This is a genomic window from Kitasatospora cathayae (genome assembly GCF_027627435.1).
GTDB classification, from domain to species: domain Bacteria; phylum Actinomycetota; class Actinomycetes; order Streptomycetales; family Streptomycetaceae; genus Kitasatospora; species Kitasatospora cathayae.
Map to the genome: position 1 here is coordinate 8,228,189 of NZ_CP115450.1, position 13,862 is coordinate 8,242,050.

At 73.8% G+C, this 13,862-nt stretch carries 13 protein-coding genes; 9 read left to right on the plus strand and 4 right to left on the minus strand.

Annotated elements, in window-relative coordinates; translation table 11 throughout:
• Positions 1 to 180: 180 nt before the first annotated feature.
• From O1G21_RS36775 to O1G21_RS36785, 3 genes are all read left to right on the plus strand, one after another.
• Positions 181 to 1,638: a sensor histidine kinase gene (locus tag O1G21_RS36775; protein WP_270149918.1), complete on the plus strand. Its 1,458-nt coding sequence runs from the start codon at positions 181 to 183 to the stop codon at positions 1,636 to 1,638.
• Positions 1,635 to 2,309, plus strand: a complete 675-nt coding sequence (locus O1G21_RS36780; RefSeq protein WP_270149919.1) for a response regulator transcription factor — start codon at positions 1,635 to 1,637, stop codon at positions 2,307 to 2,309. Before O1G21_RS36775 ends, O1G21_RS36780 begins: the two co-directional genes overlap by 4 nt.
• 182 nt (positions 2,310 to 2,491) lie before the next feature.
• The gene (locus tag O1G21_RS36785) at positions 2,492 to 3,139 is read left to right on the plus strand and encodes a hypothetical protein (protein WP_270149921.1); all 648 of its coding nucleotides are present in this window, start codon (positions 2,492 to 2,494) and stop codon (positions 3,137 to 3,139) included.
• Between the two features lie 90 nt (positions 3,140 to 3,229).
• Here the strand turns inward: O1G21_RS36785 and O1G21_RS36790 are convergent, their stop codons facing one another.
• Complete coding sequence (locus O1G21_RS36790; protein ID WP_270149923.1) at positions 3,230 to 3,979, minus strand: DUF4097 family beta strand repeat-containing protein; 750 nt, start codon at positions 3,977 to 3,979, stop codon at positions 3,230 to 3,232.
• A 338-nt stretch (positions 3,980 to 4,317) separates the two neighbouring features.
• Here O1G21_RS36790 and O1G21_RS36795 point away from each other — a divergent pair, with 338 nt between their 5' ends.
• The 6 genes from O1G21_RS36795 (at position 4,318) to O1G21_RS36820 (ending at position 9,826) form a co-directional block, all read left to right on the plus strand.
• Positions 4,318 to 4,662: a PRC-barrel domain-containing protein gene (locus tag O1G21_RS36795; RefSeq protein ID WP_270151462.1), complete on the plus strand. Its 345-nt coding sequence runs from the start codon at positions 4,318 to 4,320 to the stop codon at positions 4,660 to 4,662.
• A 96-nt stretch (positions 4,663 to 4,758) separates the two neighbouring features.
• Positions 4,759 to 5,025, plus strand: coding sequence for a metal-sensitive transcriptional regulator (locus O1G21_RS36800; protein ID WP_270149925.1), 267 nt, complete (start codon positions 4,759 to 4,761; stop codon positions 5,023 to 5,025).
• A gap of 346 nt (positions 5,026 to 5,371) precedes the next feature.
• Entirely contained in the window at positions 5,372 to 6,808 is a 1,437-nt protein-coding gene (locus tag O1G21_RS36805; protein WP_270149928.1) for an endonuclease/exonuclease/phosphatase family protein, read from the plus strand.
• 14 nt (positions 6,809 to 6,822) lie between these two features.
• On the plus strand, positions 6,823 to 8,808 hold the full coding sequence (locus O1G21_RS36810; protein ID WP_270149930.1) for a phosphocholine-specific phospholipase C: 1,986 nt from the start codon (positions 6,823 to 6,825) through the stop codon (positions 8,806 to 8,808).
• Between the two features lie 90 nt (positions 8,809 to 8,898).
• A complete protein-coding gene (locus tag O1G21_RS36815) occupies positions 8,899 to 9,372 on the plus strand; it encodes a VOC family protein (protein WP_270149931.1) in 474 nt (157 codons plus the stop codon).
• A 4-nt stretch (positions 9,373 to 9,376) separates the two neighbouring features.
• On the plus strand, positions 9,377 to 9,826 hold the full coding sequence (locus O1G21_RS36820) for an SRPBCC domain-containing protein (protein ID WP_270149932.1): 450 nt from the start codon (positions 9,377 to 9,379) through the stop codon (positions 9,824 to 9,826).
• A gap of 31 nt (positions 9,827 to 9,857) precedes the next feature.
• Here O1G21_RS36820 and O1G21_RS36825 read toward each other — a convergent pair whose 3' ends face one another.
• The 3 genes from O1G21_RS36825 to O1G21_RS36835 all read right to left on the minus strand — a co-directional run bounded on the left by O1G21_RS36825 (position 9,858) and on the right by O1G21_RS36835 (position 13,652).
• On the minus strand, positions 9,858 to 11,108 hold the full coding sequence (locus O1G21_RS36825; protein ID WP_270149934.1) for an FUSC family protein: 1,251 nt from the start codon (positions 11,106 to 11,108) through the stop codon (positions 9,858 to 9,860).
• A gap of 89 nt (positions 11,109 to 11,197) precedes the next feature.
• The gene (locus O1G21_RS36830) at positions 11,198 to 11,932 is read right to left on the minus strand and encodes a polyprenol monophosphomannose synthase (RefSeq protein WP_270149936.1); all 735 of its coding nucleotides are present in this window, start codon (positions 11,930 to 11,932) and stop codon (positions 11,198 to 11,200) included.
• A 142-nt stretch (positions 11,933 to 12,074) separates the two neighbouring features.
• Positions 12,075 to 13,652: a N,N-dimethylformamidase beta subunit family domain-containing protein gene (locus O1G21_RS36835; RefSeq protein ID WP_405000764.1), complete on the minus strand. Its 1,578-nt coding sequence runs from the start codon at positions 13,650 to 13,652 to the stop codon at positions 12,075 to 12,077.
• Positions 13,653 to 13,862 lie beyond the last annotated feature (210 nt).

A 13,862-nucleotide genomic window follows, 5' to 3' on the forward strand; every position in this document is an offset into this window, starting at 1 on the left:
CGGCGCCGCACGGCTCGGACACCGGTTCCAGCGCCAACCGCTACCGTTGCTGTCGGGGCCGCCGCCCGTACGGAAGCCCCCGACCCGGCCGCGCCGCACCCCACCGGGGCCGCGGCGCTACACCGACTGGCGGAACCCGGCGAGGGTGCGGCCAGGGCACCCGACCCGGAGAGCAGGACCATGAGCGACACCTGGCAGCGCCTGCGCCGCGAGCACCCCCGGTTGCTCGACGCCGCCGGAGGCCTGGCCCTGATCGCGGTCACCGGCCTCGGCGTCACGGTCGACCAGACCACCGGGCACTTCGCCCCGGTCGACCCGACCACCGGCGTCCTCGCCCTGATCGCCGCCGCGGCCGTGTTCTTCCACCGCCGCCACCCGCGCACGGTGGCCGCCGTCGCGCTCGTGTGCACCATGCTGCTCACCCCGCTCAGCCCCAAGCTCACCCCGATGCTGGCCACCCCCCTCCTGCTCGCGCTCTACTTCCTCGCCGTCCACACCGACCGCGCCACCGCCCTGCGCGCCTCGATCGCCACCGCCGTCCTGCTCACCGGGACGTCCCTGCTGACCGGCCCGGGCGGCCCGATCGGCGAACGGATCGGCGTCCTCGCCTGGGCCCTGCTGCCCGGCGCCCTCGGCGACTCCATCCGCAACCGCCGCGCCCAGCTCGCCGAGATCGAGCAGCGCGCCGAACGCGCCGAACGCACCCGCGAGGAGGAGGCCCGCCGCCGGGTCGCCGACGAGCGGATCCGGATCGCCCGCGACCTGCACGACGTCGTCGCCCACCACATCGCCCTCGCCAACGCCCAGGCGGGCATCGCCGTCCACCTCATGGACAGCCACCCGGTGCAGGCCCGCGAGGTGCTCAGCCACATCACCGACGCCACCGGCTCCGCCCTCCAGGAGCTGCGGGCCACCGTCGGGCTGCTGCGCCGCGCCGAGGAGCCGGCCCCGCTGGAACCCGCCCCCGGCCTGGACCGGCTTCCCGAACTGATCAACACCTTCGAACGGGCCGGCCTGCCGGTCCGCCTCACCGTCGAGGGCGAGTCCCGGCCGCTGTCACCGGGCGTCGACCTCACCGCCTTCCGGATCGTCCAGGAGTCGCTGACCAACGTCGCCAAGCACGCCCACGGCGCCGACGCCGAGGTCACCCTCTCCTACCGCGGCAACCGGGTCGCCGTGAGCGTCGCCAACGGCCGCCCCACCACCACCGGCCGCCCCCGCACCGCCCTACTGCCCCCGCCCGCCCCGGGCGAGAGCGGCTTCGGCCTGATCGGCATGCGCGAGCGGGCCGGCGCGGTCGGCGGCCGCCTCACCGCCGACCGGCGGCCCGACGGCGGCTTCCTGGTCACCGCCGAACTCCCGCTGCGCACCGGAGCCCGCGACGACGTCGAGCCCTGGACGGACGTCCCCACCCGCCCCGACGGCGCGACCGAGCCGGGCAGCCCGGCCGCGCCCGCCGCCAAGGACCGACCAGCCCACGCGTTCTGGCGCGACTGCACCGTCCGGCCCGCGCGCACCTCCGGCTCCGACCGGTCCGGCGCCGACCCGACCGACTCCGCCGATTCTCCGGGCTCTCCCGGCTCCCCCGGCTCCACCCGACAAGATCGCGCCATCCGAAAGGACAAGGATCACGCATGACCATCCGCGTGCTGCTCGCCGACGACCAGGCCCTGCTGCGCGGTGCCTTCCGGGTGCTGATCGACGCCGAGGAGGACATGGAGGTGGTCGGCGAGGCCGCCGACGGCCGCGAGGCGGTGGAACTCGCCCGGGCCACCAAGCCCGACATCGTGCTGATGGACATCCGGATGCCCGGCGCCGACGGCCTCGGCGCGACCGCCGAGATCTGCGCGGACGAGGAGCTGTCCGGCACCCGGGTGCTCATCCTGACCACCTTCGAGATCGACGAGTACGTGGCCCAGGCGCTGCGCGCGGGCGCCGGGGGCTTCCTCGGCAAGGGCGCCGACCCGAAGGAACTGCTGGCCGCCGTCCGCACCGTCGCGGCCGGCGACGCCCTGCTCTCGCCCGCCGCCACCCGGGCCGTGATCGATCAGTTCCTCGCCCAGCCCGACCCGGCCGCCGCGGCGCCCGCCGAGCGGCTCTCCGTCCTCACCGCCCGCGAGCGCGAGGTGATGTCGATGGCCGCCACCGGACTGACCAACGAGGAGATCGCCGTGCGGATGTTCGTCAGCCCGTTCACCGTCCGCACCCACGTGCACCGGGCGATGGCCAAGCTGGACGCCCGGGACCGGGCGCAACTCGTCGCGATCGCCTACCAGTCCGGACTGGTCCCGCCCGGCAGACCGTCCTGACGGTACGTCACTCCTCGGCGCCGCGACTGGTGCCTGCCGCCTTCCGCCTGCCGCAAGAGCGGACTGAGGCAACGTCAAACTCCCGCCGCTGAACCGTTCAAGATCGGCCCTGGCCGAAAACCGCCGCCGAACTGATGTGTCAGCGAGTAGTCTGCCGATGACTCAGGATGAGGAGGATGTTCGTGGAAACCAAGGACACGGCCGGCGAGGTGCGGGTTCTCCAGCCGTTGCCCGGGCGCACGGAGGGCGGATCGCAGGCGTTCGAGCTGCGGGTCGCGCGTCTGCTCCACGTGCTCGGGGTCGAGGTCGCACCGGGGGCGGACTACCAGGGCGCGGCCCGGTGGGAGGTCCACAAGGCGCTCGCCGGGCGGTCCGAGCTGCCCGAGGAGTACTTCGAGCCGCTGCTGGAGGCGGCGGTCCACGACCCCAACCCGAGCTTCAACCGCCGCTTCGTCGAGCCCGCCCTCATCGCCTTCGGCCAGCGCCGGGTCCGCCTGGCCCTGCTCGGCTACCTGCAGACCGGCACCAACCCGGAGCGCGCCGGTGCCGCCCGGGCCTGGTACTGGACGGCGCTCACGGTCGGCGGCGGTCGGTACGCGACCGCCGACGAGGGCGCGACCGTCCGCGACAGCTGGAACGAGGCCGCGCTGCGGGAGTTCGTCGCCAACGAGGACCTGGACGTCCGCCGCTGCATCCTGCCGGGCCTGCCGCTGGTGCCGCGCGCCTACCCGACCGAGCTGCACGCCCTGGTGGAGGCGGCGGTCGCGATCGCCCGCTCGCACCCCGACGAGTACATCCGCCACCGCGCCGAGGTCCAGACCGCCCTCTGACCGCCGGGGTCGTCCGCCCCGGGTGCGTCCCGCCCGAGGCGCGGCGCGCGTACCCGGGACGCCGGGCCCGCGGTGAACCCGTGCTCCGGGTCAGCCCGTTGTGACGGTGATGTCGCCGACGTCCGTCCCCAGGTCGAGCTTGTACTTGCCGTTCGGGTCGTTCTGGACGCCGATGTGCTTCTCGCCGACGTCCGTCCCGGCGCTGACGCGGTAGGAGCCGTTCGGGACGGTGAGGTGGATCTCGCCGTTGTCGGTGCTGGCCTTGATGTCCTGGGCCTTGCCGGGGTCGAGCTTGATCCCGCCGTTGTCCGTCTTGGCCTGGATCCGGTCGCCCTTGAGCGAAGTGCCGCTGATCTCACCGTCGTCGGCGCGCAGGTCGACCGATCCGGAGGCCTGGTCGACCGAGATGTCGCCGGCATCGGTGTGCACCGACACCTCACCGACCTGGGAGAGGTGGATCCCGCCGGCGGAGGTGCCGCCGCTGACCGGCAGCCCGGCGGGCAGCTCGACGGTGTAGCTCACCGAGCAGTCGTGCCCGCAGCCGCCGAGCACCAGGATCCCGCCGTCGACCCGGGTGGTCGTCCCGGGCCTGCCGTCGTGGTAGGTGATCTTCCGGTGGACGGAGGCACTGCCGGCGCCGGCCTTGCCGCGGACGGTGATGTCTCCGGTGGAGTCGTCGATCTTGACGGCGGTGATCCCGTCCGGGACGGTGGCGTCGTCGCTGAACTCGGTCCCGACCGGGTCGCAGGCGGTGAGCACCGCGATGGCGAGCCCGGCGACCACGAGAGCCCCGGCACGACGCTGCTGGCTGCGGTACTGGAGCATGGTGGTTCCCCCCACGTCATGCGCGATGTTCGCGTGCTGACCCCGTGCGACCGCCCCTCGGTCCGGAGCCGTCCCGACGACCGTAGCCGGGGGCGGGGGCCCGGGTCGGTGGGGCAATCCCCCCGATCCGAGGTCCCGCAGACCCCACCCCGGCCGCCGTCAGGGCTTGCGCGCGACCGCGCCCTACCCGCTCGCCCGCCCGGCACGGCTCACCCCCGGTCTCGCCTTCGTCGCGCCCCCGCGCCCGTCCCGGCGGAGGATGGAAGCCCGGGCGGTGGGCCCGGCGGAGCCGGCGGATCCGACGAAGGCCGCCGGCCGGGTGACACGGGAGGAGCGAGGCCGTGGGAATCGCTATGGCGGACATCCGCGAGTGGCGCGGCCAGCCGGTGGTCGACGAGAAGGGCCACCGCATCGGCACGCTGGAGTCGGTCTACGTCGAGACCTCCACCGACGAGCCGTTCTTCGCCACCGTCATGACCGGCTTCACCAACCGCCGGCTGGTCTTCGTCCCGCTGGAGGGCTCGGTGGCCGGCCCGGCCTACCTGCGGGTGCCGTACCCGAAGAGCAAGGTCAAGCAGGCGCCGGCGATCGGCACCGACGACATCCTGCCGGCCACCGACGAGCCCGAGGTCTTCGCGTACTACGAGCTGCCGTACGCGACCGGGGCCGGGGGCGAGCGCCGACTGGCCCGCCGCTGATCGGCGGGCGGGTCGCGAGGACTCCGACCAGCCGGGAATGAATACCCCACCGGGTACACTCGTCAATCGACAGTCGATGGGAAAGGCGGCCCGGACATGCAGGTGGACGAGGAAGCGGTCGGCGCGGTCCTGAACCGACTGCGTCGGGCCCAGGGCCAGTTGGCCGGGGTGATCGCGATGATCGAGGCCGGTCGGGACTGCAAGGACGTCGTCACCCAGCTCGCCGCCGTCTCGCGCGCCCTGGACCGGGCCGGGTTCAAGATCGTCGCGAGCGGGATGCGCCAGTGCATGGCCGCCGCCGACGAGGACTCCGCGCCGATGAGCGAGGCCGAGTTGGAGAAGCTGTTCCTCGCCCTGGCCTGAGCGCGGGCCCACCAGCCCCGCGAGCCCCGGAGGGCCGCGACGGATCGCCCGTCGCGGCCCTCCGCGCGTTCCCGGCCCCCCTCCGCGCGTTCCCGGTCCCCGCCGTGCGTTCCCGGCCCCCGCCCGATCCCGCCGCAGAAACGGTTCCGCCCCGGAGTTCCCGAACCGCCCGACGCTCCGTCATGTGCCGTTCACACCCCGGTCGCTGGCCTTCGGATGAATGAGCCCGTCCGCAGTTGTACAGCCAACTGCGGACGGTCCTCCCTCCCAGCCTCCGTGACCAGCCGCGCACGGCCCCGCCTCCGTCCCCCGGCGGACCGGGCCCGCGCCGGCGGACAGGACAACCGTGGCCGCAGGCAGCGCCCTGACCCTGACCTCCTCCAGCACCCCCGCCGAAGGCGACCGGCTCACCTTCCACTGGACCACCGACGCCCCCGACGCCAAGAACTGGGTCGGCATCTACGACGGAAGCCGCCGGCCCGGCACCGGCGCCTCGCTGCTCTGGAAGTACACCCCGGGCAGCTCCGGCGACGTCCAGCTCGACACCTCCGCGCTCACCGGCGGCCCGTACACCGCCTACCTGCTCGCCAAGGACGGCTACGGCGTCCTCGCCGAGAGCGCCCCGTTCAGCTTCCGCCCCAAGCCCCCGGTGGTCCGCCCACACGCCGCCGTCGACTCCTTCACCGCCACCCCGGTCGCCCCCGGCGCCGCCGTGAAGATCAAGCTCGGCGGCCTCTGGTCCCGCCCGGCCGGCAACGCCCCCGGCTCGGCGAGCCACCGCAAGCTCGGCGGCGCCGCCTGGGCCTCGGTCAGCTCCGACGGCACCATCACCGGCACGGCGCCCGCCACCCCCGGCCGCAACCCCGAGCTGATCGTGGTCGGCGTCAAGGACAGCACCGGCGCCACCGACACCGTCACCGTGCTCGTCCCCGTCCTGGACCCGGCCGCCCCGCTGCGGCTCAAGACCGCCGGCTGGAACCTGCACGAGGCCGGCTCCGGCTACACCGACGCGCTGGAGAAGCAGCTGCGCATCGTCCTCGCCCAGGGCCTGGACGTGCTCGCCCTGCAGGAGACGGCCGGCGAGCGGGCCAGGACCCTGGCCGACGCCCTCGGCTGGTACGCCCACCAGAGCCCCGGCAGCGTCGGCATCCTCAGCCGCTATCCGCTCACCGACCTCACCCCCGCCACCGCCGAGCTGCCCGCCGTCACCGCCACCGTCCAGCTGCCCGGCGGCCGCAGCGTCCGGTTCTGGGCCGCCCACCTGGACGAGACGGGCTACGGCCCGTACGCGGTGCAGGACGGCAGCAGCGCCGCCCAGGTGCTGGCCGCCGAGAACGGTTCCGTCCGGCTCAAGCAGGCCAGGGCGCTGGCCGCCGCGGTGCGCGCGGACCTCGCCCGGCGGATCCCGGTGGTGCTGGCCGGCGCCCTCTCCTCGCCCTCCCACCTGGACTGGACGGCCGCCACCGCCGCCGCCCACGGCGTCGTCGGCCCGCTCGCCTGGCCGGTCACCACCGCCCTCCAGGACGCCGGGCTCACCGACGCCTTCCGCGAGGAGAACCCCGACCCGGTCAAGGCCCCGGGCACCACCTGGTCGCCCACCCGCAAGCGGCGCGGCGACCGCCCCGAGCCGCAGGACCGCGTCGACTACGTCCAGTACGCCGGAGCGCTGAAGTTGGTCGAGGCGCACACCCTGGTCGCCGACTGGCCCCAGCCGGAGCCGAACACGGCCGCCAACGAGTGGCCCTCCGACACCGCCGCCGCCGTCGCCACCTTCCAGCTCTGAGAGGCCAGTTCACGATGCCCGAGCTCTCCCGCCGCACCTTCGTCGGCGCCTCCGCGGCCGTCGGCGCCGCCGCCCTGACCAGTCTGTCCGCCACCCAGGCCGAGGCCACTCCCGCCGCCGCGACCGCCATCGCCCTCACCGGCACCGTCAAGGACGTCAAGCACGTGGTCGTCCTGATGCAGGAGAACCGCAGCTTCGACCACTACTTCGGCACCCTGAACGGCGTGCGCGGCTTCGGCGACAAGCAGGCGCTGCAGTTCCCGGACGGCACCGACGTGTTCCGCCAGCCCGACAACCGCCGCAGCGACGGCGGGGTGATGCTGCCGTACCGGATGGACACCTCGAAGTACAACGCGCAGAACGCCGGCGGCCTGGCCCACGACTGGGCGACCGGCCACCAGGCCATCAACAACGGCGCGATGAACAAGTGGATCGCCGCCAAGGGCGAGCGCACCATGGGCTACTTCACCCGGGACGACATCCCCTACCAGTACGCCCTGGCCGACGCGTTCACCCTCTGCGACGCCTACTTCACCTCGCTGGCCGGCCCCACCGACCCCAACCGGCTCTACCTGTGGACCGGCACCGCGGGCCCCGGCCGCGACGGCACCACCGGCCCCTGGATCGACAACACCCCGGTCACCGACAACCCCGTCGCCGACTGGACCACCTACGCCGAACGCCTCGAGTCGGCCGGCGTCAGCTGGCGGGTCTACCACAACCCCAGCAAGGACGACCGCACCGGCGACTACGACGACAACGCCCTCTCCTACTTCAAGCAGTTCCACGACTTCCCGCACGACGACCCGCGGTACGTCAACGCGATGACCAAGTTCGACCCCACCGACTTCGACCGCCACTGCAAGGACGGCACTCTGCCGACCATCTCCTGGCTGGTCGCGCCCTACCTGTTCTCCGAACACCCGGAGGCCGGCCCCGCCTACGGCGCGCACTGGGTCAACCAGGCGCTGCAGTCGCTGATGTCCAACCCGGAGGTCTGGCGGCACACCGTCTTCCTGGTCATGTACGACGAGAACGACGGCTACTTCGACCACGTGGTCCCGCCCACCCCCGAACCCGGCACCCCCGAGGAGTTCACCCAAGGGCGCGCCATCGGCCTCGGCAACCGGGTCCCGCTCTGGGTGGCGTCCCCCTGGTCGCGCGGCGGCTGGGTCAACTCCCAGGTCTTCGACCACACTTCGGTGCTGCGCTTCATGGAGCTGGTCACCGGCGTGGCCGAACCCAACATCTCCGCCTGGCGCCGGGCCGTCTGCGGCGACCTCACCAGCTGCTTCGACTTCGCCGCCCCCGACCACTCGCTCCCCGAGCTGCCCGACACCAACGCCCTGATGGCCAGGGCCGACGCGGGCACCAAGCTGCCCGGCGTCGCCCTCCCGGCGGCCGGCGCCCAGTCGATGCCCGTCCAGGAGCGCGGCGAGCGCCCGCACCGCCCGCTGCCCTACCAGCCGTGGGCCGACGTCGCGGTGGACCGCCGGACCGGCAAGGTCACCTGCACCATGAGCAACGACGGCTCGGTGGCCTTCCCGTACACCGTCTACCCGAACATCCTGCTCCCGTTCGCGGGCACCCCGTACACCGTCGCCCCCGGCGCGAGCGCGACCCACGTCTGGGACGCCGCCGCCACCGACGGCCGCTACGACTTCACCGTGCACGGCCCGGACGGCTTCGTGCGCCGCTTCGCCGGCACGGTGGTCCGGGACGGGCAGGACGGCCAGAACGACACCGGCGTGCCGATCGTCACCGCCGACCTGCGCGGCAGCCTCAAGCTCACCCTCCAGGTGGCCAACGACGGCCTGACGGACGTGGCCTTCACCGCCGCGCCCAACGACTTCGCGGGCAGCGCGCGGACCGTGTGGGTCGAGCCCGGCAAGCAGGTCAACCTCGCCTGGCCGCTGGACGGGCAGGGCCGCTATGACGTCGTGGTGACCGCCCACACCGGGCAGCGCTTCGTCCAGCGCTACGCGGGCTGGGTGCACTGACCTCAAGGTCTTTCCGGCGGGGGCGCCGATCCGGTGACCCCCGGCCGTGGCTCGGCCGCGGCGACGGACCCCGCCGCTACCGTCGGGCCCATGCAGAAAATCACCACCTTCCTGTGGTACGACGACCAGGCCGAAGCGGCCGCCACCCTCTACACCTCGTTGTTCCCCAACTCCCGCATCACCAGGGTCACCCGCTACGGCGAGACCGGCCCCGGGGCGGCCGGCTCGGTGATGACCGTCGAGTTCGAACTCGACGGCCGGCCCTACGTGGCGCTCAACGGCGGTCCCGAGTTCCCCTTCACCGAGGCGGTCTCGCTCCAGGTCGAGTGCGACGACCAGCGGGAGGTCGACGAGTTCTGGGCCAAGCTCACCGCCGACGGCGGCCAGGGGGGCCCGTGCGGCTGGCTCAAGGACCGCTTCGGTCTCTCCTGGCAGATCACCCCGCGCGTCCTGCTCGAGCTGATCGGCGACCAGGACCGGGCCAAGGCCGACCGCGTGATGGCGGCCATGCTGCGGATGCAGAAGATCGACATCCAGCAGCTGCTCGCCGCGGCCAGGGGCTGAGGCCGTGACCGCCTTCAGCCACCGGAGCATCGTCTACCTGCGCGCCACCCCGGAGCGGGTCTGGCACGCGCTCACCAACGCCGACGAGTCCGGCCTCTACTGGGGCCACCGCAACGTCTCCACCTGGCTGCCCGGCGCGCCCTGGGAGCACCAGCGCACCGACGACTCCGGGATCGCCGACGTGATCGGCACCGTCGAGGTGTCCGACCGCCCGCACCGGCTGGTCACCACCTGGGCCGGGCCGGAGGGGCGGCGCGCCGAGGGGCCCTCCCGGGTCAGCTTCGACCTCCGGCACTGGCACGACCTGACCAGGCTGACCGTCACCCATGAGAACCTCGCCGACGAGGACGAGCGGACGGACGCCGAACGGGGCTGGTCGGCGGTGCTGTCCAACCTCAAGACCTACCTGGAGACCGGCCACCCGCTGCCGCAGCAGCCCTGGCTGATGCCCTGACCTCCCGGAGCCCCGCCGCAGTGGGCCCGGATCAGCGCCCGGCCCCCGCCGCCGGGCGCTTCGGTTCGTCCTGCCGGCGCCCGCCCCGCAGGGCGGTGCGCAGCCGGGCGAGGCGGGAGAACCGCTCCCGGCTCACCAGCGAGGCCCGGTCCAGCTCCTCCATCAGCCGCCGGCTGCGGTGCTCCAGGTCCAGCTCGTCCAGGATCCGGTCGACCTCGGCCAGCATCGAGCCGTGCAGCTGCCAGGCCTCCGGGTGCTCCTGCACCCGGCGCAGCAGCACCTCGGCGACGTTCTCCCGGGTGGCCCAGGCCGCCGCCAGCTCGGCGGTCAGCCGCTCCTCGGCCTCCTCCGCGTTCCGGCTGACCTGGGTGGTGACCAGCACCGCGAAGCTGACCATCGCCCCGCCGACGTGCGCCAGCAGCTCCTCCAGCCCGACCGCGACGTCGGGCGGGAACAGCCGCTCCCGCGGCCCGCGCCGCTTGGCCAGGTCGGTCAGCGAGCGGGCCAGCACCCGGATCACCACCACGCAGATCTCCAGGGTGTCCAGCCCGGTGCGCAGCACCAGCCGGGAGAGCAGCCCCTCGCTGATCCGGGGGTTGAACCGCAGGCTGTCCTCGGCCTGGCGCAGCGCCGCGTCCACGTCGCTGATCGCCTGGTCGAGTCGGCGGGCCTCGTGCAGCCGCTCGGCGGCCCGGGCCACCGGGGTGGGGCGGCCCAGCTGCTCGGAGATGTCGAGCAGCAGCTGGCGGGCCCGCCGGGCGAGGTCCTCGATCGACTCCCCGGCGGTGTCCACCCAGACCGGCGGGGCGAAGAGCAGGTTGAACAGCAGACCGACGGCCGCGCCGATCAGCGTCTCCAGCACCCGGTCCCAGGCCTGGGAGGCCAGCTTGGTGACGCCGAGGATCAGCATCGCGCTGATCGCGACCTCCTGGACGAACTCCTCGACCCGGACGAACCGCCCGATCACCAGGGAGGCCAGGATGATCAGCCCGAGGCTCCACCAGGAGAGCCCGACCACGGCGCTGAAGCCGATCGCGATCAGCACCCCGACCACCACCGAGACGACCCGGCGGACGCTGGTCTTGAGCGTGGAGTAGACGGTCACCTGGACCACCAGCAGCGCGGTGAGCGGCGCCGTCAGCGGGGCGGGCTCGCTGCTGAGCTGGGTCGCCACCCCGTAGGAGAGCGTGGCGGCCACGGTGGCCCGCAGGGTCTGGACGGCGAACGGGTCTCGGGCGCCGCGGCGGACCACGGCCGTGAAGGACTCCGGGAGAAGAACCATGTCGGCCTTCTTTCCCCGCGACCGCAACTAACACCGCCGGTCGTCCGAGGGACTACTCGTCCGGGGCCGTCCGGCGGATCGGACGGCCCCTAGCCCTCGCGGTTGAAGCGCAGCTTCCAGGGCGCGAGCGCGGACTCCACCTGCACCCCGAGGCTCATCTTCGAGGCGCCCTCGATCCGCTCCTCGAACCGGATCGGCACCTCGCGGATGGTCAGCCCGCGCTGGATCACCCGGTAGTTCATCTCGACCTGGAACGAGTAGCCGTTGCTCCGCACGGTCGGCAGGTCGATGGCCCGCAGGGCGCCGGCCCGCCAGGCCTTGAAGCCCGCGGTGGCGTCCCGGACGCCCAGGCCGAGGATCGCGTTGACGTAGAAGTTCGCCCAGGCGGACAGCGCCTTGCGGTGCCAGGGCCACTCCTCGGCGGTCGAGCCGCCGGGCACGTAGCGGGAGCCGAGCACCACGGCGGTGTCGCCGGCGAGCAGGGTGCTGACCATCGCGGGTATCGCCGAGGCCGGGTGCGAGAGGTCGGCGTCCATCTGGATCACCACGTCGGCGCCCTCGTCCAGGGCCCGGCCCATACCGGCCAGGTAGGCGCGGCCGAGGCCGTCCTTCTCGGTCCGGTGCAGCACGCCGACCGTGCCCCCGGAGTCGGCGGCCAGCTTGTCGGCGACCTCGCCGGTGCCGTCGGGGGAGTTGTCGTCGACCACCAGCAGGTGCAGGTTCGGTACCGGGAGGTCCGCGAGGAGCCCGGCGAGGACCGGAAGGTTCTCCCGCTCGTTGTACGTGGGGACGACGACAACGACCTTCGGGGAGGCCTCGACCATGTTCTGTTTCCCTCGTGCCCTCGTCGGCCGGCACCCCGTGCCGCACCGTTCGGTTCTCCGGACGACCTGCGCCGCTGATTAGACCGTGTGAGTGTAGCCGGGCCGCGGACCGCCCCGGGCCCGGGGCCCGCGCACCGGGCCGTCAGGCCGTGCCGTAGACGGTGGCCAGGTTGTCCTGGGCGGGGTGGGTGTGCCCGGCCGGCCCGGCGGCGAAGGCGCGCAGGACGTTCTCGGTGACCTTGCGGACCAGGTCCCCGGCGTGGGAGTCGATGCCGTGGTCGGCCTTGCCGCCGCCGGGGCCGTGCGCGTCCAGCGTCTCCACCCAGCGCATCGTCCCGGTGGCGAAGACCCCGGCGCCGCTGGGCACGGTGTAGTACGCGGTGTCGGAGTGGGAGCGCCGGCCCTCGCAGACCACGGGGGAGTGGGCGATCACCTCGATCGGGCGCGGGGTGGGGAAGGCGGTGTCGACCCGGTCGTACTCCACGCCCACCAGGTGCGGGAAGGACGCCCCGGCCGCCACGCCGGTGCCCTCGAAGGCCCAGTGCCCCGGCGAGGTGACCACGTACGGGGCGTCCACCGGGTAGCCGTCGTAGATCACGCCGAGCATCGAGCTCTCCGGGTCGGCGCCGGGCCCGACCCGGAAGTCGGTGGTCGCCGGGGCGCCCGACTGGTGGCCCGGGTCCTGCGCCCAGGCGTCCTTGTAGCAGACCACCGTGCGGTCCGGCCCGAGCTCGGTGGGCTCGAAGCGGATCCGGCGGAAGCAGCAGTTGGCGCCCAGGATCGCCAGGTTCGCCCCGGCGTCGCGGGCCGCGACCACGTTGGCGCGCTGCTCGGGGGACCAGTACTCGTCGTGGCCGAGCGACAGCACGGCGACCGCGCCGTGCAGCAGCGCCGGGTCGCGGGCCACGTCGATCCCGGTGGTGTAGGCGAGCGGCAGCCCGAGCTTCTCGGCCAGGGCGATCAGCGGCGCCTCGTAGACCAGGAACAGCCCGGCGCCGTGGTCGTAGTCGTACGGCCGGTCGAAGACGACCCGCAGCGAGCGGGTGGCCAGGGTGCCGGTCGGGCCGTTGTAGAGGCTGTAGCCGCCCCACTCGTTGTAGGCCTGCCAGGTCGCCGGGGCGCTCATGACCACCGTCCGGCCGGCGGTGCTCGCCGAGCGGACGGTGAGCGGGACGTAGCTGCGGCCGGAGCCGTCCTCGGCGTCCAGGCGCAGCAGGTAGGCGCCCTCCGGCCAGCCGGCGGTGTCCACGGCGAGGGTGCGCTGCCAGCCGGTCAGCACGGTACGGGTGGCCTGGTCGACGCGCGGGGCGGCCTGCTCGGCACCGGGGACGTGCTCGCGGCGCCAGACCAGCCGGGCCCGGGCACCGCCGTACCAGCCCATCCGGTACGCGGAGACGGTGAAGGCGGCGGCGGGGGTGGAGACGTGCAGGCCGAAGGACTCGCCGGGCGGCACGCTGACCCGGTCGGCGAAGGCCTCGACGGCGCCGGGCCGACCGGGGTCGGTGATCTCCCAGTCGGCGTTGCCGGGCAGGGACTGCTCGTCCGGGGCGTCGCCCTTCAGACCGGAGTGCTGGGCACCGGTGGGTCCGGCGGTGCCGGGGGTGCCCTGGCCGTCGGGCGTGGGGCGCGCGGCCGGGTCCGGATGCCGGGCGCCGCAGGAGGTGACGGCGGCCGCCATCAGTCCCAGGCCCAGGATTCCCCGCCGACTCGCTTCCGCCACCGCTGTCTCCCTGCTGCTCCGTCACCGCACCCCTGGGTCCGTCAACCTCGTGAGTCAACGTGCGCGGACATACTTACCCCTTTCGAGGAGCCGTCGGACACCGCCGCGCCGGAGGCCCCGAGCACGGCCGGTCGGCCACCGCCAGCCGGGAGGGCCGTACGGGCGCACCTCGGCGTGTTGGCCAGCGGGGTTGCCGGGCGGTCCCGGTCC